Source organism: Enterobacteriaceae bacterium ESL0689 (assembly GCA_029433525.1).
Classification (GTDB): Bacteria; Pseudomonadota; Gammaproteobacteria; order Enterobacterales; family Enterobacteriaceae; genus JAQTIF01.
The window spans coordinates 1,602,961-1,626,679 of record JAQTIF010000001.1; the positions used below are offsets into that span (position 1 = coordinate 1,602,961).

General features: G+C 52.1%; 16 protein-coding genes, 1 tRNA gene and 2 pseudogenes. 14 read left to right on the forward strand and 5 right to left on the reverse strand.

Annotated elements, in window-relative coordinates; translation table 11 throughout:
* The first annotated feature begins 65 nt into the window (after nucleotides 1–65).
* The 14 genes and pseudogenes from tssF to PT300_07875 all read left to right on the forward strand — a co-directional run bounded on the left by tssF (nucleotide 66) and on the right by PT300_07875 (nucleotide 18,468).
* Complete coding sequence (tssF, locus tag PT300_07810) at nucleotides 66–1,835, forward strand: type VI secretion system baseplate subunit TssF (protein ID MDF7680501.1); 1,770 nt, start codon at nucleotides 66–68, stop codon at nucleotides 1,833–1,835.
* On the forward strand, nucleotides 1,799–2,878 hold the full coding sequence (gene tssG / locus PT300_07815; protein MDF7680502.1) for a type VI secretion system baseplate subunit TssG: 1,080 nt from the start codon (nucleotides 1,799–1,801) through the stop codon (nucleotides 2,876–2,878). The genes tssF and tssG overlap by 37 nt, the downstream gene beginning before the upstream one ends.
* A gap of 76 nt (nucleotides 2,879–2,954) precedes the next feature.
* Nucleotides 2,955–3,482: a type VI secretion system lipoprotein TssJ gene (tssJ, locus tag PT300_07820; GenBank protein ID MDF7680503.1), complete on the forward strand. Its 528-nt coding sequence runs from the start codon at nucleotides 2,955–2,957 to the stop codon at nucleotides 3,480–3,482.
* A gap of 4 nt (nucleotides 3,483–3,486) precedes the next feature.
* Nucleotides 3,487–6,018: a type VI secretion system tip protein VgrG gene (gene vgrG / locus PT300_07825; GenBank protein ID MDF7680504.1), complete on the forward strand. Its 2,532-nt coding sequence runs from the start codon at nucleotides 3,487–3,489 to the stop codon at nucleotides 6,016–6,018.
* Nucleotides 6,018–7,301 carry a VRR-NUC domain-containing protein gene (locus PT300_07830; GenBank protein MDF7680505.1) on the forward strand — a complete coding sequence of 428 codons (1,284 nt, stop codon included), beginning with the start codon at nucleotides 6,018–6,020 and terminating at the stop codon, nucleotides 7,299–7,301. Before vgrG ends, PT300_07830 begins: the two co-directional genes overlap by 1 nt.
* A gap of 9 nt (nucleotides 7,302–7,310) precedes the next feature.
* The gene (locus PT300_07835; protein MDF7680506.1) at nucleotides 7,311–8,537 is read left to right on the forward strand and encodes a DUF3396 domain-containing protein; all 1,227 of its coding nucleotides are present in this window, start codon (nucleotides 7,311–7,313) and stop codon (nucleotides 8,535–8,537) included.
* 3 nt (nucleotides 8,538–8,540) lie between these two features.
* A complete protein-coding gene (tssE, locus tag PT300_07840) occupies nucleotides 8,541–8,990 on the forward strand; it encodes a type VI secretion system baseplate subunit TssE (protein MDF7680507.1) in 450 nt (149 codons plus the stop codon).
* Nucleotides 8,991–9,133: 143 nt separating this feature from the next.
* Nucleotides 9,134–10,249: pseudogene (locus PT300_07845) on the forward strand (3'-5' exonuclease).
* A complete protein-coding gene (locus PT300_07850; protein ID MDF7680508.1) occupies nucleotides 10,236–11,621 on the forward strand; it encodes a VasL domain-containing protein in 1,386 nt (461 codons plus the stop codon). The pseudogene PT300_07845 and the gene PT300_07850 overlap by 14 nt, the downstream one beginning before the upstream one ends.
* Nucleotides 11,622–11,638: 17 nt before the next feature.
* Nucleotides 11,639–12,259 carry a hypothetical protein gene (locus tag PT300_07855; GenBank protein ID MDF7680509.1) on the forward strand — a complete coding sequence of 207 codons (621 nt, stop codon included), beginning with the start codon at nucleotides 11,639–11,641 and terminating at the stop codon, nucleotides 12,257–12,259.
* Between the two features lie 29 nt (nucleotides 12,260–12,288).
* Nucleotides 12,289–12,492: pseudogene (locus PT300_07860) on the forward strand (IS3 family transposase).
* Nucleotides 12,493–12,522: 30 nt separating this feature from the next.
* Nucleotides 12,523–15,609 (forward strand): type I restriction endonuclease, encoded by a 3,087-nt coding sequence (locus PT300_07865; GenBank protein ID MDF7680510.1) that lies wholly within the window; start codon nucleotides 12,523–12,525, stop codon nucleotides 15,607–15,609.
* Nucleotides 15,603–17,237: a class I SAM-dependent DNA methyltransferase gene (locus tag PT300_07870; protein ID MDF7680511.1), complete on the forward strand. Its 1,635-nt coding sequence runs from the start codon at nucleotides 15,603–15,605 to the stop codon at nucleotides 17,235–17,237. The genes PT300_07865 and PT300_07870 overlap by 7 nt, the downstream gene beginning before the upstream one ends.
* The gene (locus PT300_07875) at nucleotides 17,230–18,468 is read left to right on the forward strand and encodes a restriction endonuclease subunit S (GenBank protein MDF7680512.1); all 1,239 of its coding nucleotides are present in this window, start codon (nucleotides 17,230–17,232) and stop codon (nucleotides 18,466–18,468) included. Before PT300_07870 ends, PT300_07875 begins: the two co-directional genes overlap by 8 nt.
* Nucleotides 18,469–18,697: 229 nt before the next feature.
* On the opposite strand, the gene PT300_07880 is transcribed toward PT300_07875, so the two are convergent.
* From PT300_07880 to PT300_07900, 5 genes are all read right to left on the reverse strand, one after another.
* A complete protein-coding gene (locus PT300_07880; protein MDF7680513.1) occupies nucleotides 18,698–19,888 on the reverse strand; it encodes a tyrosine-type recombinase/integrase in 1,191 nt (396 codons plus the stop codon).
* Nucleotides 19,889–20,063: 175 nt separating this feature from the next.
* Nucleotides 20,064–20,139 (reverse strand) — tRNA-Phe (locus PT300_07885).
* 105 nt (nucleotides 20,140–20,244) lie between these two features.
* Entirely contained in the window at nucleotides 20,245–20,958 is a 714-nt protein-coding gene (locus PT300_07890) for a DUF554 domain-containing protein (protein MDF7680514.1), read from the reverse strand.
* Nucleotides 20,959–21,112: 154 nt separating this feature from the next.
* On the reverse strand, nucleotides 21,113–21,805 hold the full coding sequence (locus tag PT300_07895; protein MDF7680515.1) for a response regulator: 693 nt from the start codon (nucleotides 21,803–21,805) through the stop codon (nucleotides 21,113–21,115).
* Complete coding sequence (locus PT300_07900; protein ID MDF7680516.1) at nucleotides 21,786–23,432, reverse strand: sensor histidine kinase; 1,647 nt, start codon at nucleotides 23,430–23,432, stop codon at nucleotides 21,786–21,788. The genes PT300_07895 and PT300_07900 overlap by 20 nt, the downstream gene beginning before the upstream one ends.
* Nucleotides 23,433–23,719: the final 287 nt, after the last annotated feature.

The following is a 23,719-nucleotide window of genomic DNA, read 5'->3' on the forward strand; positions in this document are numbered from 1 at the left end:
AGTTAACGATTGTCCTCTTGATGACGTCTTTCTTTTGATGATTTTTCCACTCAGGATGTCCGTACATGGATGATTTAACCCTGCGTTATTACGAAGCCGAAATGCGCTATCTGCGCGAAGCCGGTAAAGAATTTGCCCGCGCCCACCCGGACCGTGCGGCGATGCTCAATCTGGACAAAACCGGGGCACGCGACCCGTATGTGGAGCGTCTGTTTGAAGGCTTTGCCTTCCTTATGGGGCGCCTGCGCGAAAAGCTCGATGATGACCTGCCGGAACTGACCGAAGGGCTGGTCAGCCTGCTGTGGCCACATTACATGCGTACCATTCCTTCGCTCTCCGTGGTGGCCTTTAGCCCGGAGTGGCAGCAACTGCGCAAAATGGAAATGCTGGAAGAAGGCTTCTCCGTGCTGTCGCGCCCGATCGGGCCGGAGAAGACGGTCTGTCAGTACCGCACCACCCGCGAGGTGCCGCTGCAGCCGCTGCATCTGAGTGAGGCCCGCCTGCAGACCGAACCGGATGGCCGTGCTGCCATTCGTCTGCGTTTCGACTGCCCGGACAAAGTGGACTGGTCAAAAGCCGGTATCGATAAGGTCGCTATCTACCTCGATGCTGACAGCCCGGTGGCCTCGGCCCTGCACCTGGCGCTGACACGCCGGGTGCAGGCAATGTATGTCCGCCATGCTGAAACCCACACGGAACGGGTCCGCTTCGACGGCTGGTGTAAACCAATGGGCTTTGACGATAGTGACCGCCTGTGGCCAAAGGGCGATTCTGCGTTCAGCGGCTACCAGTTGCTGCTGGAGTATTTCAGCTTCCGCGAGAAGTTTATGTTTGTGGAGCTTAAGGGGCTGGAGTTTGCCGGGCTGAGTCAGAAAACCACCTGGTTTGAAACTGATATTGTGCTCGACGGCGGCTGGCCGTCAGACCTGCCGTTTGAGACCGAAAACTTCCGTCTGCATTGCGCGCCGGTCATTAACCTGTTCTCACTGGAAGCGGACCCGCTGACGCCTGACCCGCTGCAGAACGAATACCTGCTGCGGCCGATGCGCGTGCAGGACGGCCATACGGAAATCTACAGTGTGGATGCCATTCACGGGGCGGTGAAAAACGGCAAACATCCGTACGTACCGTTCACCAGTTTCCGCCACCGTGGCGGCATGATGCGCCATGACGCGCCGGAGCGTTACTTCCACACCCGTGTAAAGCGCGGCCCTTCGGGGTTGTATGACACCTGGCTTATCCTTGGCGGGAAGTCCTTCGAGCTTGAGCAGTTGTCACAAAGCCCGGAGTCGCTTTCCATCCGCATTACCGGTACCAACGGTCAGCTGCCGCGCCGGTCGCTTGAAAGCACCCTGCTGGACCGGGTGGTGAAAGCCGGCAAGGTGCCGGTTCGGGTCATGAACCTGAAGGTGCCGACTTTGCCGCTTTACCCACCGGCGAACGACCGCTTCCACTGGCGGGTCATGAGCCATCTGGGCTCCAGTTTCTTAAGCATGATGGATAACCCGGAAGTGCTGCGTGGCACGCTGGCGCTGTATGACTGGACTGATGATGAGATGAACCGCCGCCGGCTGGAAGCGATTGTGGCTGTGAAGCACACGCTTATCCGCCGTTTCGAACGGGGCTTTATGCTGCGTGGGGTCGATATCGAAATCACCCTGAATGCCGACAATTTTGCCGGGGAAGGGGATGTCACCCTGTTTGGTGAAATGCTGCACCGCTTTTTTGCCCTCTATGCCGATGTCCACCTCTTCAACCAGCTCACACTGGTCCTGCAACCCACAGGGAAACGACTGCGATGGAAAGAAAATCACAGCCAGCACATTCCGGGCTGACGGAGCGGCTTGCCAGTGACATCTGGCGGGTTAATTTCTACCGCTACTGTCAGCTGCTTGAACAGGAAAACCCGGATGCGCCGAAGCTCGGCAGCACCGAAAAGCTCTCTGCTGACCCGGTGCGTTTTCGCCCGTGGCCGGGAATGGGCTTCCCGGTCAGCGAACTCAAAGCGGTTGAAACCGATGAGGACCACCCGGACCTGTCGCCGACGGTGCGCACGACCTTTCTCGGGCTGTACGGGGTAGACTCCCCGCTGCCGACGGCGTACCTCGATGATATTGCGCAGCGCCGGGAGGGGTATGAAGCCACCACCGCGTTTCTCGATATCTTCAGCCACCGTATCCACACCCAGTACTACCGCATCTGGCGCAAATACGCTTACCCGGCAACCTTCGAAGCTGGCGGCATGGATGAGACCTCGCAGTGCCTGCTGGGTCTGGTTGGGCTGGGTATCCCGGGTACGGCGGAGCAGATTGCCACGCCGGTCTCCCGCTTCCTGGCGCTACTGGGGACCATGCGGTTGCCAACCCGAAACGCCGAAGGCATCCGCCAGCTGGTGAGTCTGCTGGCCCCGGACACCCTGAGCACGGTTATCAGCCCGGACCCGGTGAAAGTCCCCGTGGAGAGCCGGAGTGGACTCGGCAAAGCCAGTCGCGTGTCGCTGTCACAGCGGGCCACGCTCGGCAAAACCGGCAAAGAGGCCTGCAGCCGTATCCTGCTGATGCTGGCGACTGACAATCCGGACGAGGCGCAGGGCTGGTTGCCCGGTGGTCAGTTGCACACTGATATGATGGTGCTGCTGCGGGTGTACATGGGTTATCGCTCCGATGTACGCCTTCGCCTCACGGTACCGGTAAGCTGTCTGCCTGAACCCCGTCTGGGCAAGACAAGCCGGGTACAGCTGGGCCGCACCGGCGTGCTGGGCCTGAAGCGGGACCGTCCGGCAACCCGCACGCACCTCACCGTGAGTCTGGGCACTTATGAAGGCCTGACCTGTGAGACCCTGCGACCGGCAGAGTCCGGTGGCTACCGTTTCGACTGATATTCCGGAACGCAATACCTAACACCAGACACATTCAACACACCCCTGTTTCTGAAGGCTGAAAAGGACTCCACGAATGACTTTCGCTTCCCTGTCGCGCAGCGCTGCACTGATGCTGCTCTGCTCCCTGCTTACGGCATGTGGCCTGACTCAGGCCGTATCGGACGGCACCGTCAGCGCAACCAGAGCCATTTTCTACAAAAAAATAAAGGTGCTGCACCTGGACTTCGAGCCACGTGCCGCTGCCAATGCCGATGAAAGCCAGACGCCGCTGGCCACCATGGTGCAGGTGTATCAGCTTAAAGATCGCCAGAAGGTGGACGCCGCTGACTATCAGAAACTGCTGCGCGATGCGGACACCACACTGAAAGAAGACATCGTCACCAGCAAGTCATTACTGGTAATGCCCAAAGGCAGCGTGACGCTCAATATGCCAATGAACGAAGAGGCAAAGTTCGTGGCTGTGGTGGGATTGTTCAACCGCCCGGATATCAGCAACAACAGCTGGCGTCTGGTGCTGAGCCGCGATGACCTCGACCCGGATAAACCGCGTACCATTCAGCTGAACAGCACCGGGCTGACCCTGGTGCCGGTGAAGGAGTAAGTTCATGGACACCCTGCAGGATAACTGGCTGGCCCTGTTTGACGGGCAGACCCGCTATACGCTTGAGATTAACGACAGCATCCTGAAGCCGGATGTGCTGAACTTCCACGGGCGCGAAGCGCTGAATGCGCCGTCCGAATGGCGGATTGAGTTCACCACACCCCAGAAAGGCATTACCCGCCAGGATGTGATGCTGAAGTATGCCACGCTCAGCATGCGCTCTGGCCGTGTGGTGCAGGGCATCATTACCGGCTTTAAGCATCTGAAAGAAACCGCAGACCAGACGCATTTTACGGTAACGCTCTCCTCGCGCCTGGCGTTACTCAGCCACACTCGCCGCTGTGCGGTCTGGCAGAATGTTTCGGTACCGGAACTGGTAGAGCAGATACTGTGCGCCCACGGTCTGGAGGGCTCAGACTTTGCGTTCCGGCTGGAACGCACCTACCCACAGAGGGAACTTATTACCCAGTGGCGGGAGACCGACCTGCAGTTTATCCTGCGCATCCTTGCCGAAGACGGTATCTGGTTCCGCACCGGGGTGAACACCACCACCGGGCTGGACACGGTGACCTTTGGCGACAGCCAGCTGCAGTACCAGTTTCATGTTCATCTTCCGTACCGGGAGCCGTCGGCGCTGCATGACGGTGCGGTCGAGGCCGTATGGGATGCGCGGGTGTGGCACCACACGGTGACCGGTCGCGTGGCCACCCGGGATTACAACTATCGCACCGCCAGCACGCCAATGGATGCCGTCGTCAGCGTCAGAAACGAGGCGGCCACCACTGGAGAACACTACCGTTATGCGGCCCCGTACCGCGAAGCCGGGGATGACACCTCCTCTGAACCGGAAACCGAAAGCGGGGCGTTTTATGCCCGTATTCATCATGAACGTGAACTGAACAGGGCCATTCGCCTGCATCTGTTCAGCAATGCCAGCCACCTGACGCCGGGCATGGTGCTGGAGACCGGTGACAGTGAGGTACCGGAGCTGAAAGAGGGGATGGTGATAACGCTTGCCACCTTCCGCGCGGCCCGTGACACCCGTCTTCATGTCTCAGTGTGGGGTATGCCTTACAGCGAGCAGTTCTGCTTCCGCCCGAAAACGGCGTCACGCCCGGTGATTGCCGGAACGCTGATGGCTCGCGTGGAGAGTGAAGAGAAGAATGACCCATATGCGCACCTGGACAGCCAGGGCCGCTATCGGGTGAAACTGGATTTCAGCCGCGAAGACGCAGAGTCCGGTTATAACTACCTCTGGGTACGCCAGGCCAAACCCTATGCCGGGGATACGTACGGCTGGCATACCCCGCTTATCACCGGTACGGAAGTCGGTATCGCCTTTGACGGTGGTGACCCGGACCGCCCGTATATCGCCCATGCCTTCCATGACTCAGAGCATGCCGATGTGGTCACCCGCGACAACCGTAGCCAGAACATCCTGCGCACCGCCGGGGATAATGAACTGCGAATGGAAGACCAGCGTCAGGCAGAGCATATCGCGCTGAATACGCCGTTTGGGGCCACGGCGCTGAACCAGGGTCACGTCGTGGATGCACAGAATGAACTCCGCGGTACCGGGTTTGAGCTGCGTACTGATGAATTCGGGGTTATCCGTGTGGCGAAAGGGCTGCTGGTAACGGCGACGGGTCAGACCAAAGCCGAAGGCGATGTGCTGAGCATGGATGAAGCCCTGAGAGAAATCGATATGGGCCGTCAGCGTTTGGCCCAACTGGCAGATGCAGAACGACAGGCACTGGCGCTGGAAGCGGATGTGGCCAGCCAGATAGCGATGTTCAGTGAACGACTGAAACCGCTGAACGAGGTGATTCACTTCACGGCCCCGGAAGGCATGGCGTTTACCAGTGATGAACATCTGCAACTGGCCGCAACCGACAATATCGGCATCAATGCCGGGGGCGATATCAGTACCGGTTCGCTGGGCAATACAGCACTGCTGGCAGGGCAGACCCTCGGGCTGTTTGCACAAAACGGTAAGCTGAGTCTTATCTCCGACCAGGGGCCGGTACAGGTGCAGGCACAGAACGGTGCCCTGCATCTGAGTGCGGCGCAGAAGCTCAGCATCAGCAGTATGAGCGACATCCTGTTTGCCGGTAAGAAGAAGGTGACGCTGATTGGCGGTGGTAGTTACGTGAAGATAGAAGCGGGGGGCATTGAGTACGGAACGCCGCACTCCTATACCCGCAACATCAAGCGTACGCAGAAGCTCCGTCCGGCGAGTCAGAACATCTCGTTCCCTCTCATGGGAACCTCACATATTTATTCTGCGGTTTACCAGCTGCAGGATGAGCAGGGCAAACCTCTCGCAGGAATGCCTTATCGTCTGAAAACGCCGTCCGGACAGGACGCTACTGGGTACAGTGACGCAGAAGGCCGGACTGTTGCAGTTTATACCCGCGAACAGGAAGCGGTGGATTTGCATGTCGTACCGGACAAGCCGCAGCCGGAAGAATCCATGTGGTTTATCGGTGATGGTGACCAACAGCAACTGACAACCGAATTCAGGGAGAATGTGTAATGGAACTGCCTGATTTACCCGATACCCCGACTGCTGATATTCCCACCGCCACCAATAATCAACCGTGGGATTGTACGACCAGCGGCGTTGAAATGGTGGAGAAGCAGTCCCGTCTGCCAACAACTAACAGTCGGCAGTACCTGCATATCAAGGTGGAGTACGCCATGCGCTTTCCCCGGTTGTCCACGGAAATTCGACGTAACGGGAAAAGCTACCAGATGAGCCTCAAGCAGCTCATGATGAGCGGGCTTATCCGCGTGGATGAAATCGCCCGTGATTACCGGTGGTGGTACAAAGCCGAAGTCCCATTTGATATGCGCACCACTCCGCCACGCCCGTTTCTCAGCAGCACGTTACTGGACGAAGGTGCCGGCAGGCGGCACACCAGCAACCCCTTCCCGGTGCCGGGCAAGGGGATTTACCGTCGTCCGGATGTCATTATTGTAAAAAACATGAATGATCGCTGGCCGGGGCTTGCTGGACCGGATACGGAAGGACTGATGCACGCTGATAATCTGGAGCGCCTGGTAGAGGTGAAGTTTCCGGGGGATGTACTTAAGGACAGCCAATATAGAGATTACATGATCATCGTGGGTAGAGATCGTAATCGCATGACTATCCTAGAGATCCATGACTGTCGCACGGAAGAACAACAGTGGAGCGATCAGGTGGTGAACGTGACGATGAAAGCTTGGAAGACCAGCGGAGCTAAGTACTGGCCTCTATTCCTCTACCCGCCGATATTCACTCCTCGTCCACCGGCGACACCTGCGCCAGCGAGAGTAGAGCCGTGGACCTGGGCCGGGAAAGCCGTAGCTGGCCTCAGCGAAGGAGCTGTCAACAATATCGCCGCCGGCTGGCATGCGCTGTCAGAAGAGATGCAGCAAAAGCTAAGTCAGGCTGCGGGCTGGCTGAACGACAGTGGGGAATGGGTATATTCTCAGGGGAGCCAGGCATGGCGCTGGGTCAGTCAGACAGGACGCGCAGTGGCTTCTTGGACGGATGAACAGCTTCGGGCTGCATGGCTTAAAATCCAGAAAGCCACCGATATGACGCTGGATATGCTGAGACAGGTCGACTGGGTGCAGGTACTGACGGATGTGGCAATAACTGTCGGTGTGGTGCTGGTTGCTGTCGGCGTGGGTGTTCTGGTGGTCACACTCGGTATCCCGGAAGCCTTACTGGCGGCATTTTTACTAATTGTGCGTCTGGCAATCACTGCCTGGGAAGCGCTGGCGTTGGTTCTCAGTGGTACCGCTGTTGGTACACTGGCAATCCAATAAGGAAAGATAATGGAACAGCAGGATTTTGATCTGAGTTATATAGAGAAGTGGCTGCCGGAAGCATCGGTAAAATACAAGGATGGTAGCCAGGCGGTGAATCTGGGGTTGATTATCACCGTTTTTTTTAAAGACGGTCATACAGCCGAGGTTCGTCGTAAAATGGTGGAGTGCGTAGATCGCTATTACGATGAATTTAAGCCACATCTCAAAAAAACACTTGCCCCTAAATGGGTATCTATAACAGACAAAAATTACAAAAGAAATCGCCTGGAATTTTTAGAACTGACAGAAGAAGAGACCGATTCGTGGTATCTGGGCAGTGCTGAGAAAGATTATTTGTCTCCTGATTACAGCATCTTGGTTATGAACACTCGGATTTTCCATAACGATAATGACCGCTCTGTCATTAAGCTGGTGTTCCCGTTAACACTGCTGAAAGAGCCTGAGGGTAAGGAACGTTATCAATCTTGGTTGATGTGGCTTTGTAATACCTTCAACGTTGAAAGCGGTTATGCGGGGTTGTCATTTATTCTTCCTTACGCTTTTGAGCGAATGTTTCCATACGAATACAAACTGGCTCAGCGCTTTCCGGGCGTGATGGTGGATTCTCTGGGAACCCTGGAAGGCGGTGAGGCAGTGGAGGGAGTAAAAGGCCCTTGTTGGTACACCATTCTCGGTAATCCCTGGCAGGAAAAGCTCGGTGGTACAGACACGTTGGCTCACCGTCTGAAGAAGACTCCTGAGATTGAACTGCTGTCCTATAACGGCGGCATTATCCTTAAGGCTGGAGCAATGCCGCCAGCGCTCGGAGAAACTAAAACCGAAGCTTTACCGCCATTACTGGTAAAAGTGAATCAGTTAATTAAACCTATTAGATACGACGGGCATAACGGCCTGCATTTCTACTCCGAACATGAAAATTTCCAGTTTGAGGAAGAATCCTCCATGGCATGGTTTGCTCGCTTCGATGGAGCCAGTGCTGCGCTGGATAAAGAAGATGAAGGTAAGTCCTGGGTGCCGGTCAGGATCACCTGCTGGAGTGGTGAAAAATCTCAGTTTGAAGGTCGATGGGCCACCATTGTTAACGGGACGACGCAGTACACCCAAACCCGCGACGGGCAGATTATGCCGGAGTTTGAAGATAAGCATGGTAAGAAGCACCCGGCCCGTTGGTCGCTGCTGGAAAGAGATGATGGTGGCAGCGTATTTGCTGTGACTCCAGATGAGGGAGATTGATTCATGTCGCGTAATTCGCCCTCATTATGCGAGATGCTTTACGGTAATTTTGTTGGCGATCTCGACCTTCAGCATATCAGTGAAGAAAATCAGGTCATCCTGTCGGTGCTGGATAATATGCAACGGATCCTTAACTGCCGTGCCGGCACGCTGGCACATCTGCCGGACTACGGTCTGCCGGAGATGACCACTATACTGCAGGGGCTTCCCGGCACCGCACATAAACTGATGTCGGCCCTGTCAGCGGTTCTGTTGAAATATGAGCCCCGCCTGAAATCCATTGATGTCGTACTGCTCGATCAGCACATCCCCGGGGAACTGCGCTATGCCATCGATGCCGAACTAAGGGACATCGGACTGGTTCGCTATGGCACCGAGTTTGTGCCGGAAGGGCGGGTTCTCCTGCGACATCTTAAGCAACAGCAGTATCTTGACACAACAACCCGTCTGTAAGGCCAGAGAACACCATGTCAGTAAAATCACAGTTCCTCAAAAAACTGCAGGCCAGACAGTCTGCCCCGGTCTCGTTTACCTGCAAGACTCAGGCCGATATCGCAGAATTTCGCCTGAGAATAACGCAGCTTCAGGAGCAGATGGAAGGGCACCGCGTCATACATGGTGTGGCGGGTTCCGGCAAAACGCTGATTTTACTCTACCGTTGTCTGTATCTTTCAGAAACGACAGCGCGTCCTGTATTAGTGCTCTGCTTTAATATTATTCTGGCAAACTATATCCGTGAATGCATTGCCGAAAGAGGGCTGTCGGATAAAGTGCACGTGTATCATTTCCACGACTGGTGTGCGAGTGCTGCCCGAAAATTTAAACTCACTGTGAGCCGGGAAGGGTTGTTCTTTGATAACTGTTTTGCCGCGCTGGAAAATGCGGTTAACAGCGGAGCCGTAACAGACAGTGGTTATGATGCAGTGTTGATTGACGAGGGACATGATTTCGACCAGCGCTGGCTTGCATTAATCGCCCGACTGTTTGATAACACATCCCGCTCGCTGTTGCTGATGTACGATGATGCCCAGTCACTGTACCGACGTGAGAGAGCACTTAACTTTTCGCTGGCGAGTGTGGGTATCCAGGCCCAGGGGCGCACGTCTGTCCTTCGGGTTAACTATCGTAATCCCTGCCGCATTCTCAATTTCGCTTATGCCTTCTCTCGTGACTATTTTGACAGCCATCATAATCAGGAGCTCCCTCTGGTGCTGCCGGAAGCCTGCGGAGAGGAAGGGGATATTCCTGATATTGAATTATGCCAGTCGGAAGCGGAGGAGGCCCGCCGTGTTGTGGCATGGCTTAAGGAGCAGCAGGCGGTTGCAGGCCGCTGGGGAGATATGGCGGTACTGTGCCCGACGCGTTATTCAGCAGACAGGCTCACCGTATTGCTGGAGCAGCATAAGATACCCACCGCCTTTAGTTTTACCCCCGGGGATAAAAAAGCTTATTCACATCGCGACAATGTTGTACACCTTATGACCTTTCAGAGCAGTAAAGGTCTTGAGTTTCCTTATGTTGCCGTCATCAATGCGTCTTTTGTTCATAAAGCTGCTGAGGATGAGTCGGAAGCCATCCCGGCGCTTTATGTGGCGTTTACCCGTGCGACGCGTTCGCTGCTGGTGACCTGCTACAAAGAAAACAGCATCAGTCGTCAACTGACAAAATTTGCCGGGGTGGATCTGCAGGAGCAACAGGATGACTATGCATAAAACGTTAAAAACCGGCGGCGACCCGCGACTGCTGCCAGATTATGCCGCCCTGCGTGATGAGCTGAGTAAGCTGACACATCCGGCTCGCCCAGATGTGAACTGGCGTTATGCCGAAAAACTCTGCCTCTCACTGTTTGAGCAGAACGGCGTGGAATTACAAACAGCAGCCTGGTATACGCTTGCGCGTACGCAGCTGGCCGGTTTATTCGGGCTCAATGAAGGGCTGACGATACTCGAGGCTCTGATAAGCCATCAGTGGGGGGCTCTGTGGCCGCAGCCCGTCCATGCCCGCATGGAAATCCTCAGCAGTCTGAGTCAGCGTCTGCAGCAACGGATGCGTTCGCTCCCGCTGAATTACAGCGACCTCAGCCAGCTGTACCGGGCGGAGCAACTGCTTACGGGTCTGGGAGAGGTGCTGCAGCGTCTGGAGCTTAAGCATCTCAGCCAGCTCGATACGTTGCGTACTATGATGCACAACAGTGCTGTCCGGCTGGAAAACAGTGATAACACAACCAGCGCCGGGCCGAACATTCAGCCTGGTATTGTGTTGCCTGCCACCGTGATGAATGCTGCGACAGCATCCACGAGAGACCTTGCTGGTGGTCTAGATGAAGATTTCCAGGTACCAGGCAGTGCAGTGAAGTGGGTATATGTCGCGCAACAGGAACAGCAGCCGAGCGTGGAAGTACTGGCGGCAATGCCTGCTCCGGTTAAAAAGTGGAAATCCTTCGTCGCCGGGATGTGTACCATGCTGGTGATAAGTGCAGCAACGGTATGGAGCTGGCATCTTCTTCACCGGCCAGACCCGTTACAGACTCAGCTTGCAGCCTCCCTGGCACCGTTACCTGCACCTCTCACACCTGAACAACTGGTTATGTTGCGCCAGCAATCCCCGTTACCACAAACGGTAATTACACAAACGCAGCAACAGCTTGCCCGGCTGGATAAATTACCTCCTGACTGGAATATTGACTACAGTCGACAACTTACAGAACAGGCTCAGGCATTGTGGCCGGAGCAGGCAAAGACTTTGGTACAACAGTGGCAACAACAACTTAATGCTGCTGCATTACCGACAGAACAACTCAATGGCTGGTCTCAGGGGATGACAACGTTACAAAAACTGAGTGACCGTCTGAACGGGCTTGATGAGCAGAAGGGCAGATATATGACGGTCAGTGAACTGAAATCAGTGGTCTTTTCTACCATACAGTCATTTAATCAGTCCATACCGGTTGAGGAGCAACTGCGGGTATTGTCACAAGCTCCTGCGGGAGTCCCCTTACCTGCTGCTGGCAGGGCTCAACTGGAAATGCATCTGAAGCAACTGACAGCCCGCTATGCTGAAATCAAACAGAATGCGTCAGAATAGAAACGGTGATAAAAATTATGGGTGATTCAGTTCGTTACCGTAATAACCGTGCCAGATGGACCGTCGGGGATTTAACCTTTCTGGAGAATAACTATTCTTCCATGTCAGTTGCTGATATTGCAGACCGGCTGGGGCGGACGCCAGGTGCGGTGGGATTGATGGCTGATAAGCTCGGGTGCCGTAGAAAGAAAAATGTACGGTGGAGTGAGGCTGAAATGGATATTATTCGTGGCTACTATGCCCGGGGGACCGAAGCCAGGTCCCTTATACGGTTACTTCCAGGCAGAAGTGTCAATGCTATCTTTTCGATGGCGGAGACCTTGAGGGTGCAAAGTGGTCGTTTCTGGGGGGATGCCGAGCTCGAAATTCTTAAAGCAAACTACCCGAGGGTGGGGACGGCGGTAACTGAACGTCTTCCGGGAAGAAATGCAGTATCCGTCAGAATAATGGCCAGGAGGCTGGGGCTGAAGAAATCCCATAGCAGCGAAGCCGGTTTTCGTCCCTGGAGCGATGAAGAATGGACTCTTCTGGAAAAGAATATGCATCTGAGTGTGGCTGAGCAACAGGCTACTTTGTTTCCAGACAGGACCAAAAGAGCGGTGGAAAAGGCACGCGAACGTTTACTCAAAAAAACGTGACCTTTCCAGGGATACTACGCTGTGATGTATTAGATGATATCCATGGTGAACGCTTTAACAGGCGAGAAATGATGCGGGCGACGGTATTTAATTATATCGAGTGCGATTACAATCAATGGCGACGTCACAGTGCCTGTGGCGGGCTCAGTCCGGAACAATTTACTCGCTTAGGGGCGTGCCCACATTACGCGGGTAGGGGCAGGTCCGGGGTTATGGGGCGCTGCATGGCCTGAGACGTGATAAAAATCAAAACAGGGTATACGATGAAATTCACCGAAGACACCCGGGTAAAAATCCCCGTCATCCTCCACCTGATACGGTTGGGATACCACTACCTGTCCTTGAAAGAACAACGCTGGGACAAAGAAACCAACATCTTTCCTGACCTTTTCACTGCCGCAGTTAGCAGAATTAACCCCGGAATTGTGCCTGACGACATCGTACGCCTGTTAAAAGACCTCACGCTGCTTCTCGACAACGACGACCTGGGTCGCGCCTTCTTCGAAAAACTCAGCGACCGTTCCGGCATCAAACTGATCGACTTCGACAACTTCAACAACAACAGCTTCCATGTCGTCACTGAACTGACCTGCGAAAACGGCGATGAAGAATTCCGTCCGGATATCACGCTCCTGATCAACGGTATGCCGCTGATCTTTATTGAAGTGAAAAAGCCCAACAACCGTGAAGGCATCGTCGCAGAACGCAACCGCATCAACGAGCGCTTTAAGAACCCCAAATTCAAACGTTTCGCCAACATCACCCAGTTCATGATCTTCTCCAACAACATGGAGTATGACGACAGTGATCCAGAACCGATTCAGGGGGCATTCTACGCCAGCAGTTCTTACAGCAACCCGGTATTCAACTACTTCCGCGAAGAAGAACTCTTCAACCTGACCGCGATACTGAAACCGCTGTCAGAAGAAACCGAAATCGCCGTCCTGAAAGATAACAACCTGGAAGTGATCCGCACCAACCCGGAATTTCAGACCAACAAAGATCACAACCGCCCGACCAACCGCCTGTGTACCGCGCTGTTGAGTCGGGATCGGCTGGCATTTATCCTGCGCTATGCGCTGGTGTACGTCGCCGAACTAGGCGGCATTCAGAAACACATCATGCGTTACCCGCAGCTCTTTGCCACCAAAGCAATCGAGCGCAAATTCAACGCTGGCGTGAAAAAAGGCATCATCTGGCACACCCAGGGCAGCGGAAAAACCGCGCTGGCTTATTACAACGTGCGCTTCCTGACGGATTACTTCCAGAATCAGCAGGTGATCCCCAAGTTCTACTTTATTGTTGATCGTCTGGATCTGCTCCAGCAAGCGCAGCGCGAATTTACCGCCCGTGGATTAATCGTTCACCTTATCGACTCTCGCGAAGCTTTCGCCCGTGACATCAAAGCGACGCAGGCACTGCACAACCACCACGGCAAAGCGGAAATCACCGTCGTCAATATCCAGAAATTCCGCGATGACCCGGACGTCGTCACCACCAAAGACTACGACATCAATATTCAGCGTGTGTACTTCCTCGATGAAGTACACCGCAGCTACAATCCCAAAGGGAGTTTCCTGGCAAACTTAAGCCAGTCGGACACCAATGCCATCAAAATTGGCCTGACCGGTACGCCTTTGCTGGGAACGGATTACAATTCCCGCGATCTCTTCGGCGATTACATCCACAAATACTACTACAACGCCTCCATTGCCGATGGCTACACGCTGCGCCTAATCCGCGAGGAGATCGCCACCAACTACCGGATGCTCCTGCAACAGGCGCTAAAAGATGTGGAAGTCAGAATGGGCGATGTGGATCGCAAATACATTTACGCTCATCCCAGCTTCGTCAAACCGATGCTGAACTACATCGTCACCGACTTTGCCAAAAGCCGGGGCGTGCTGAATGATGACACCATCGGCGGCATGGTGATTTGCGACAGCGCTGAACAGGCAAAACAGATGTTTGAATTGTTCAATGCTGACTACGCCGAATCGCTCACCGTCACCGATGAAATGCCTGTATTACAGGCCACAGAACCCGCTGCCGTTTACCAGATCCACGCCAGAGAAACACGGAAAATCAAACGCGCCGCCCTGATCCTGCACGACATCGGCAGCAAGCAGGAACGCAAAGAGTGGGTGGAGCAATTCAAGGCGGGCGAGATTGACCTGCTGTTCGTCTACAACATGCTGCTCACCGGCTTTGACGCCAAACGGCTGAAAAAACTTTATCTTGGTCGCGTGATCCGAAGGCACAACTTGCTTCAGGCGCTCACTCGCGTCAACCGAACCTACAACCACTTCCGCTACGGCTACGTGGTGGACTTTGCTGACATCCGCCAGGAATTTGATGCCACCAACAAAGCCTACTTTGAAGAGTTACAGGCCGAACTGGGCGACGAAATGGAGCACTACTCCCGCCTGTTCAAATCGGCGGAAGAGATCCGTGAAGAAATTGAGCATATCAAAGACGTTCTGTTCAGCTTCGATACGGAAAACGCGGAAATTTTCACTGACCAGATAAACCAGATCCAGGACCGGGAAACCGCACTGGCGCTGAAAAACGCGCTGGCCGATGCCCGCAGCCTGTACAACCTGATCCGCCTCCAGGGCAACACTGAGTTTCTCCAGGCGCTGGACTTCAACAAACTCAACATCCTTTACCGCGAAGCCAGCCGCCGACTCGACTTACTCAACCTGAAAGCGGATCTGGAACAGGGCGTTGACCTCTCCGGCCTGCTGAATCGGGCGCTGGAAGAGGTGATCTTTGAATTTCATAAAGTGGGTGAAGAAGAGCTGATACTGGCCGACGAACTCAAAGAGACGCTGCGCCGAACCCGTGAGGCGCTGGCAGCCAACTTCGACCAGCAGGACCCGCAGTTCGTCAGTCTGAAAGACGAACTGGAGCGCCTGTTCAGGAAAAAGAAACTCAGCGAAGTCACCCAGCAAGAAATGGTTGCGAATATTGGCACACTCAATAAAATTCATGACCGCATCAAAGAGCTGAACCGTCAGAACAACCTGCTACGCCAGAAATACCGGGGCGATGTGAAATACGCGCGTACCCACAAACGCCTGCGCGAACACGGCGGCCTTAGCGAGCCGGAGCGTAAAATCTTCGAAGCACTGCTCGGTGTCAAGCAGGATGCGGATGGAAAAGTGCTTAATAATAGCCAGATACTGAACAATGAAAGCTACTTTGAACGCCAGATCGTGTCATGCGTGCTGGAACACTTTGAAAATCAGCAGAAGATCACCCTCAGTGCAAAAGCGGCTGGCGACATCAACCGCCTGATTGTGGCGGAATACCTGAACGAATTTAATACCGGAGCACGTACGTGGTAGAACTGGAATTTAGAGATAAAACCAAAACCCTGATCGACAGCCTGAAAAGCATTTGTGCTAACTACGGTCTGGGCAACGACGGTAACGAATTCAAAATCATCACTCAGGCATTCCTGTACAAATTCCTGAACGACAAATTCGCCTTTGAAGCCAAAAAGGTGGATATAAGCATCGCCAACGCCAAAAAATGGGAAGTCGCGCTCAATCAGATGAGTGAAGAACAGCGGGATAAACTGCAACTGAAGATGAGCGCCGACACCGCGCGGCTGAAGCCGCATCACTTCATTCAGTATTTATACAATCGTCAAAATGAGGCCAATTTCGCCACCACCTTTGACGACACCCTGATGGACATCGCCGCCACCAACAACGACGTCTTCGCGGTCAAAACCGACGGTGGCGCTAAAGTGGTGCTGTTTGAACGCCTCAGCCAGTATATCGCCGATGAATCAAAGCGCGATGACTTCTGCCGCGCCATCATCAACAAACTGGCCGATTTCAGCTTCGAACGTATCTTCACGCAGAAATTCGACTTCTATGCCACCATCTTTGAGTACCTGATTAAAGACTACAACAGCAACTCCGGTGGCAAATACGCTGAATACTACACGCCCCACGCCGTGGCACGCATCATGGCGGAAATCCTGGTGCCGAAAGCGCAGCAGGGCGTGGTACGCGATGTAAGCTGTTACGACCCGTCCGCCGGTTCCGGTACGCTGCTGATGAACGTGGCGCACGCCATCGGGGAAGATCGTTGCAGCATCTTTGCGCAGGATATTTCGCAGAAATCCTCCAGCCTGCTGCGCCTGAACCTGATCCTCAATAATCTGGTGCATTCGATTCCCAACGTTATCCAGGGCAACACCATTCTGCATCCGTTCCATAAGGACGGCAGTGCGCTGAAACGCTTTGACTACATCGTCTCTAATCCGCCGTTTAAGATGGATTTCAGCGACTTCCGTGACTCGCTGGACAGCAAGGAAAATCAGCAACGCTTCTTTGCCGGGATCCCGAAAATTAAACCTAAAACCAGGGATAAAATGGAGATTTACCAGTTGTTCCTGCAGCACATCATTTTCTCACTGAAACCGGGTGGCAAGGCAGCAGTGGTGGTGCCGACCGGCTTTATCACCGCCCAGTCCGGCATTGATAAAGGTATTCGCGAGCATCTGGTAAAAAACAAAATGCTGGCGGGCGTGGTCTCCATGCCATCGAATATCTTCGCCACCACAGGCACCAACGTGTCGATCCTGTTTATTGATGCCAGCAACAAAGAGAAAGTTGTGCTGATCGACGCCTCGAATTTAGGTGAAAAAGTCAAAGACGGCAAAAACCAGAAAACGGTACTGACCGAAGAAGAAGAGCAGCGTATCTGCGAAGTGTTCAACAATAAGTGGAGCGAAGAGGATTTCTCGGTGGTGGTCAGCTATGACGACATCGCCGCGAAAAATTACTCGTTCAGTGCCGGGCAGTATTTTGATGTAAAAATTGAATACACCGATATGACGCCGGAACAGCTTGCCGCGAAGATGAAAGGATTTACGGAGAATCTGGAAGGTTTGTTTAGCCAGTCGCGCGAAATGGAAGCGGAGATTAAAAAGCAGATGGCAGGGCTGAAGTATGAGTAAGTTAACTAAATATAAGTTTAGCGACTTGTATAGCATAGCCTCTGGAATATCTTCGACTAAAGAACAATCTGGTCATGGAAGTCCATTTCTGTCTTTCTCAGTAGTATTCAATAATTATTTTGTTCCTGATGTCCTTAATGATCTGATGGACACATCAGAAAAGGAAAAAGAAACATACTCCATTAAATCTGGTGATATTTTTTTAACCAGAACCAGTGAGGTTGTTGACGAACTAGCGATGAGTTGTGTGGCTGTCAAAGATTATCCTAATGCAACTTTTAGCGGTTTTCTTAAACGGTTACGGCCAACCCAAGATCATATTACTTACCCTAAGTTTATGGCTTTTTATTTAAGAAGCCCTATGTTCCGTAAAACAATGACTAACAATGCAGTCATGACGCTGAGAGCTAGTCTGAACGAAGCAATATTCTCTTATCTTGAACTTTTATTACCTGCATATTCAGAACAAAAAAAAGCAGGTAATTTTTTATATTTATTAAACCAGAAAATAGCCCTCAATAACCGCATCAACGCCGAACTGGAAGCGATGGCGAAAACGCTGTACGACTACTGGTTTGTACAGTTTGATTTCCCTGATGGCAACGGAAAGCCGTATAAAGCCTCCGGCGGTAAGATGGAGTATAATGCCACGCTGAAACGAGAAATCCCGGCGGGATGGACAGTCCAAACGCTGTCTCAAATAGCGAATATCACAATGGGGCAATCTCCAGCAGGGACGTCTTATAACGAAGATGGGATTGGAACGCTATTTTTCCAAGGTTCAACAGACTTTGGCTGGCTTTTCCCAACTCCCCGCAAGTACACAACATCACCTGCGAGAATGGCGAGGAAAGGGGATATTTTACTTAGTGTTCGTGCACCTGTCGGTGATATGAATATTGCCAATGACGATTGTTGTATTGGACGAGGGCTCGCGGCATTAAACAGCAAAAGTCGCTCCGATGGTTTTTTATTCTACGTGATGAAGTATTTCAAACAGGTATTTGATCGTCGCAATGCGGAAGGGACAACATTTGGTTCTATTACAAAAGATGATTTACATTCGCTGCAAGTCGTTTGCCCTGAACTCGAATTACTGGAACGATATGACGCTATCGTCTCAGAATACAATAAAATGATTTTCACGCGTAGCCTTGAAAATCAATCTCTAATAAAACTTCGTGACTGGCTCCTCCCCCTGCTTATGAACGGTCAGGTCACGGTCAAATAATCCCCGGCGTGTTTTGCGAGGCGCATTCCAGATCTGCATTGTGCCTCGCTCACCATAACCAAAACCTTGCCATCTATTTACGGTAGTGATCCTATTCAGCCTGTTCTTGACTTTGATAAGGAAGAATTCAATGGAATTATGCTACCCTGACATCTGCATCTGATAGAAAAACATTGGCTTACAAAAAGAAAAAACACACTGGAACTCAGCCCATTAAGGGGCTGAGCTTTTATGCTGCGGTATTTGTACCTTCCAATTTACCAATATAATCAGCGTACCACTGCATCATTTCCCGCCGCCCATCCAGATACTGTGCATGGTTGTATGTGCCACGAATGCTGTTTTTATCCACATGCGCGAGTTGCATTTCGATCCAGGCTGTATTAAATCCCTGCTCATGCAGAATGGTGCTCATGGTGTGCCGAAAGCCGTGGCCGGTAGCTTTACCATCGTAGCCGATACGTTTGATCACCATGTTAATACTGGCTTCACTCATTGGTTTGTCGATATTGCAACGCCCCGGAAATACCAGTTGGTACTGGCCGGTGTAGGTACGGAGCTCCTGCAGTATCGCCAGAACCTGGTCTGACAAAGGCACCAGATGTTTACGGCGCTTCTTCATGCGGCTTTCAGGAATTGTCCACAACGCATTTTCCAGATCGAACTCTTGCCACTCTGCAGCACGAAGTTCAATCGTACGCACTCCCGTTAATAGAAGCAGAGTGGTTGCCATACGCGTAATACAACTGCCGTGGTAATCGGCAAGGCAGGAAAGGAATGCGGGTAATTCCGATGCCTGAAGGTGAGGAAAGTGTTCTGTTTTTGGCGCAGTCAGCGTACCGGTTAGTTCCGCAGTCGGATTAATCGTCGCACGCCCGGTTGCGATGGCGTAGCGGAAGATCTGATTGCAGTACTGCCTGACCTTACGGAGTTTTTCCAGCGAACCTCGCTTTTCAATCAGCCGTAAAACTTCCAGCATCTCCAGAGGCAGGATCTCCGCGACAGGGCGTTTGCCCACATACGGGAAAATATCCTTCTCCAGAGCCTCCTGAACGCTCTCTGCGTAGCTTTCCGACCATGAGATACACTTATGCTTATGCCACTCCATGGCGAGCGCCCTGAAGGTATTTACGACGGATATTTTTTTGGCGAGTTTTTCGAGCTGCTTTTTCTCACCCGGATCGCCGCCATCAGCAATCACTTTTCTGGCTTCATCGCGTTTTACACGCGCATCAGCCAGAGAGACGTCAGGATAAACGCCGATAGATAACTTTTTCTCTTTGCCGGCGATACGGTATTTCATTCGCCAGTATCGTTTTCCTGTGGTGGTTACCAGGAGAAAAAGGCCACGTTCGTCAGAGAGTTTATAGTCCTTCTCTTTGGGTTTGGCAGTCTCGACCTGCCGGGCTGTCAGTGCCATATGGGGGCCTCAATTTTCATTGAACACAAAGAGCCCCCTGAAAAGCCCCCAGATGCAACTTGATTTAGAGAGAGTTGGGTTGAGGTCAGTGGAGTTCGAAATGTCAGAAAGTGATGTATGGCAGTGATTATACTTGAGTTTTGTGGAGTTTGGGAGACGTACATAGAAGTGAAAGTGGTGCCCGGACTCGGAATCGAACCAAGGACACGAGGATTTTCAATCCTCTGCTCTACCGACTGAGCTATCCGGGCAATGGGGCGCATTAAAGCTGATTCGCTGTATGGCGTCAATGAAATTTATTTAAAATGTGACAGACTGTATGCTCTGTCAGCAGATTTGCTGGAAAACAGCCCGTTTCAGGAAAAAAACGCCGTCCAGCATGCCGAGACCGGCATCGCTAACACCAGTGCAGGCAGCATATTAACCACGGCGAACATTTTAATTCCGCTGACTCGCATACTGGTTGCCAGCAGTAACATGCCACCTGTAGCGCTGAAATCTCCCATCATCACCGGTGTGGTTAAGGGCATAATTAATGATGCACAGGCCGCCAGCGTCAGCTGGATTATCAGCATCGGGATACAAATAACCGAAACGGCAAATCCGAGGCTACAGGCGAAAATAATCGCTGCGAAAAAGTCGAGGAAAGATTTAGCAATCAGAATACTGGCATCTCCGGTCATCCCTTCATGCATCGCACCGAAGATCCCGGTACCACTCAGGCAGAACAGGACAATCACCACAACATAATTCTGAATAAAGGTATTGCTGGCAGGCTCTCTGGTTTTGCTTTTAGGTGACAGCATACGCTGCAACTTGCTAATCAGGGTATTAACACCTTTCTCCAGGTTACAGGCCTCACCCAGCAAGGTGCCAGCCAGTACCGCGAAGACAATCGCGGGCAGATTAGCGCATTTGATGACCAGTAAAATACCAATGCTCATAGAGCACAGGCCAAAAATAGAGACCATCGCGGTGCGAATGCGTTCGGGGAGTCTCTCGCTTAATAACACGCCCAGTACACCGCCGAGAAAGAGTGCGCTGGCATTAATAAAAGGCCCGGTAACCACAATACAACTCCTGTTGATAGCAACTGACAGAAGTTTATTATGCACCTGAATAGCCTTCATGGAATAATACATTGATAAATATCAATTATTTATATTATCGCTTCGGGCTGGTTATGAGAAATGGCGTGCTACAGCCAGACTTAGCACCAGGCGCTTATACCGCGTTACGCTTATACAGTCGTCGTGGATGGCCAATTTTGCCATACAGTATTTCGACACTCAGAAAACCGGTGCCGACACAGTGTTCCAGATAACGGCGTGCGGTTGTTTTACTTAATCCGGTGGCGTTGACCACCTCATCGACAGAAAAGCAGTGTGTGGTATTGACGGTAAAGAGTTGCTGTACCCGGGCCAGCGTGTTTTCTTCAATCCCTTTGCTGCCGTTATCCTGGCGATAATTTTTCGCCTGTAGCTGATATAACGTATCGACGTTTTGCTGATCCACAATTTTCCAGACCCGTTGTTGTTCAGCAAACTGAATGAAACGTTCCAGCGACTGGCTCAGGCGACGCCATGAAACGGGTTTGAGGATATAATCAAAGGCACCGTTACGGATCGCCTGGCTACAGGTATCCATATCACTGGCCGCGGTGATAAAAATGACTGAACAGTGCGCCTGTGCCAGCAGTGTGCTGCCGATCAGGGTGATGCCTTTGCCATCTGGCAGGTAGTTATCCAGCAGGACAAGCTGCACATTTTTACTGGCTATTTGTACCTGCGCTTCGGTCAGGGTTGCGGCGATCCCCGCCAGCCGCAGCCCTGGTTGTTTACTGACAAACTCGGCAATCAGTTGTGCCAGCTTGTGCTCGTCTTCTATAATCAGCACATTAATCGGTTGATGTTGCATAGTCCGCTCCCGTAGGTGTTTGTATCGGGTGCTGGATAGCTCCCGTGATGGGAATGAAAAGTGAGAAAATCGTGCCCTGGGGGATGTTATCTGTCACTTCGATAGTACCACCGGCCTGAGTGACATAATTCTCGATCAGATATAATCCAATACCATGATCACCGTGTGTTTTGGTGGTGACATTACGTTCGAAGATGTGTTCCCGCAAGTCGGGGGGGATGCCCACGCCACAATCGGCCACCTCAATCAGTAGTTCGTGGCTATTCAGCTTAATCAGCACTTCGATCGGTTGATGAGGTAAAGGCGCGCGTTGGGTTGCTTCAATGGCGTTATCCAGTAAATTACCAATGATGGAGATCAGCTCTGCTTCGCTCAGGGAGGTAATAGCTCGCGTCATGGTGCAGGCCGGGTCAAAGTTTATTTCGACGCCTTTTTCCCGCGCCCGCGCCACTTTGCCCAGCAGTAAACCGCAAAGTGTCGGTGAACTGAAACGCGAGGAGATAAAATCCAGCAGCTCCTGGGCATATTCCGATTGCGCTTGCAGATAATGGATGGCTTCTTCGTAGCGTCCCATATGCAGCAGCCCGGAGAGTGTCGCCATACGATTAAGCTGTTCGTGGCGCATGATCCGCAGATTATCGACATAGCGTTTTACCTGGCTAAGCTGGGCGCTAAGGGTATCTATCTCTTTACGATCACGAAAAGTAATCACCCAACCCTGTAAGCTGTTTTCCAGCATGATCCGTACACGGCTGGCGATCACGGTCAGATCATTGAAACGACATATCTCATCATGTGTATCCTGTTGCAACATCACCGACGGCGCGAAAAAAGGCACGCTGGCTATCACCTGGTTAATCGGCTGGCTGCGTATCTCACGGGCGGGTAAATTGAGATCCAGTAATTTTCGCGCCGCCTGGTTGATCACTTCAATTTGTGAGTGATTATTAATGGCGATCACGCCCTCATAAATCGATTCCATCATCGCTTTTTGCTGACGCACCAGCAGGCCAATTTCACGTGGTTCCAGTGAAAATATCTGTTTTTTAATGCTGCGGGTAAAAAACCATGAAAAGATGAACAGTGCGATCAGTAACAGTAAGGTGGCAATCAGGATATTCACCACTTTACTCACGGTAATGCTGTCAAGATAGCTGATCAGATAACCCACCGAAACAATACCGACGACCTGGTTATGACTATCCATTATGGGTGCTTTACTGCGCAGGGAAACCCCCAACCCCCCCTGGCGAATGGAAGTGGTGGTTTTACCCAGCAGAACGTCTTCGTTATCGCCGCCAATCAGCAGGGTACCAACCCGGTCAGCGGATGCGGAATGAAACAAATGACGTCCCTGATTATCGCCAATAACAATAAAGCTGGCATCGCTGTAGGAGGTTATTTTATGCATAAAATTAGCGATAGCCGTAATATCTTTTTGGCTGGTGCTTTGCTGCAATGACGGGATACTGGCAATGTATTGTGCCTGTAATTTTGCCCGGATGCTCATTTCCTGATAGAGCTGTTTTTCGATATCAATATAATAGTAGCCACTGAGCAGTATGAATAGCCCGGAAAAAAAGACAGCCAGCGAGATAAATAATTTTATCTGAAATGATACTTTCATAATGGTTGCACAGGATGGCTTCGGGAGCGTTAATGTATCATTTTTCTCTGGCCGGGAGTTTTTTGGCTGCGAAACTTGTGATCAATCTACCACGATACTTTACCCGTGGCCTGTCGCCAGCAGGGGGATCTATGGCGGATGTTTACTCCCATTTTAATGAAAATCAAATTAATAAAAAACGACATGAACGCACTCAATAAAATAAACCATTAAAACCATACAAACCATTAAAACCATACAAACCATTAAAACTATATAAACCATTAAAACCATACAACCCATTAAAA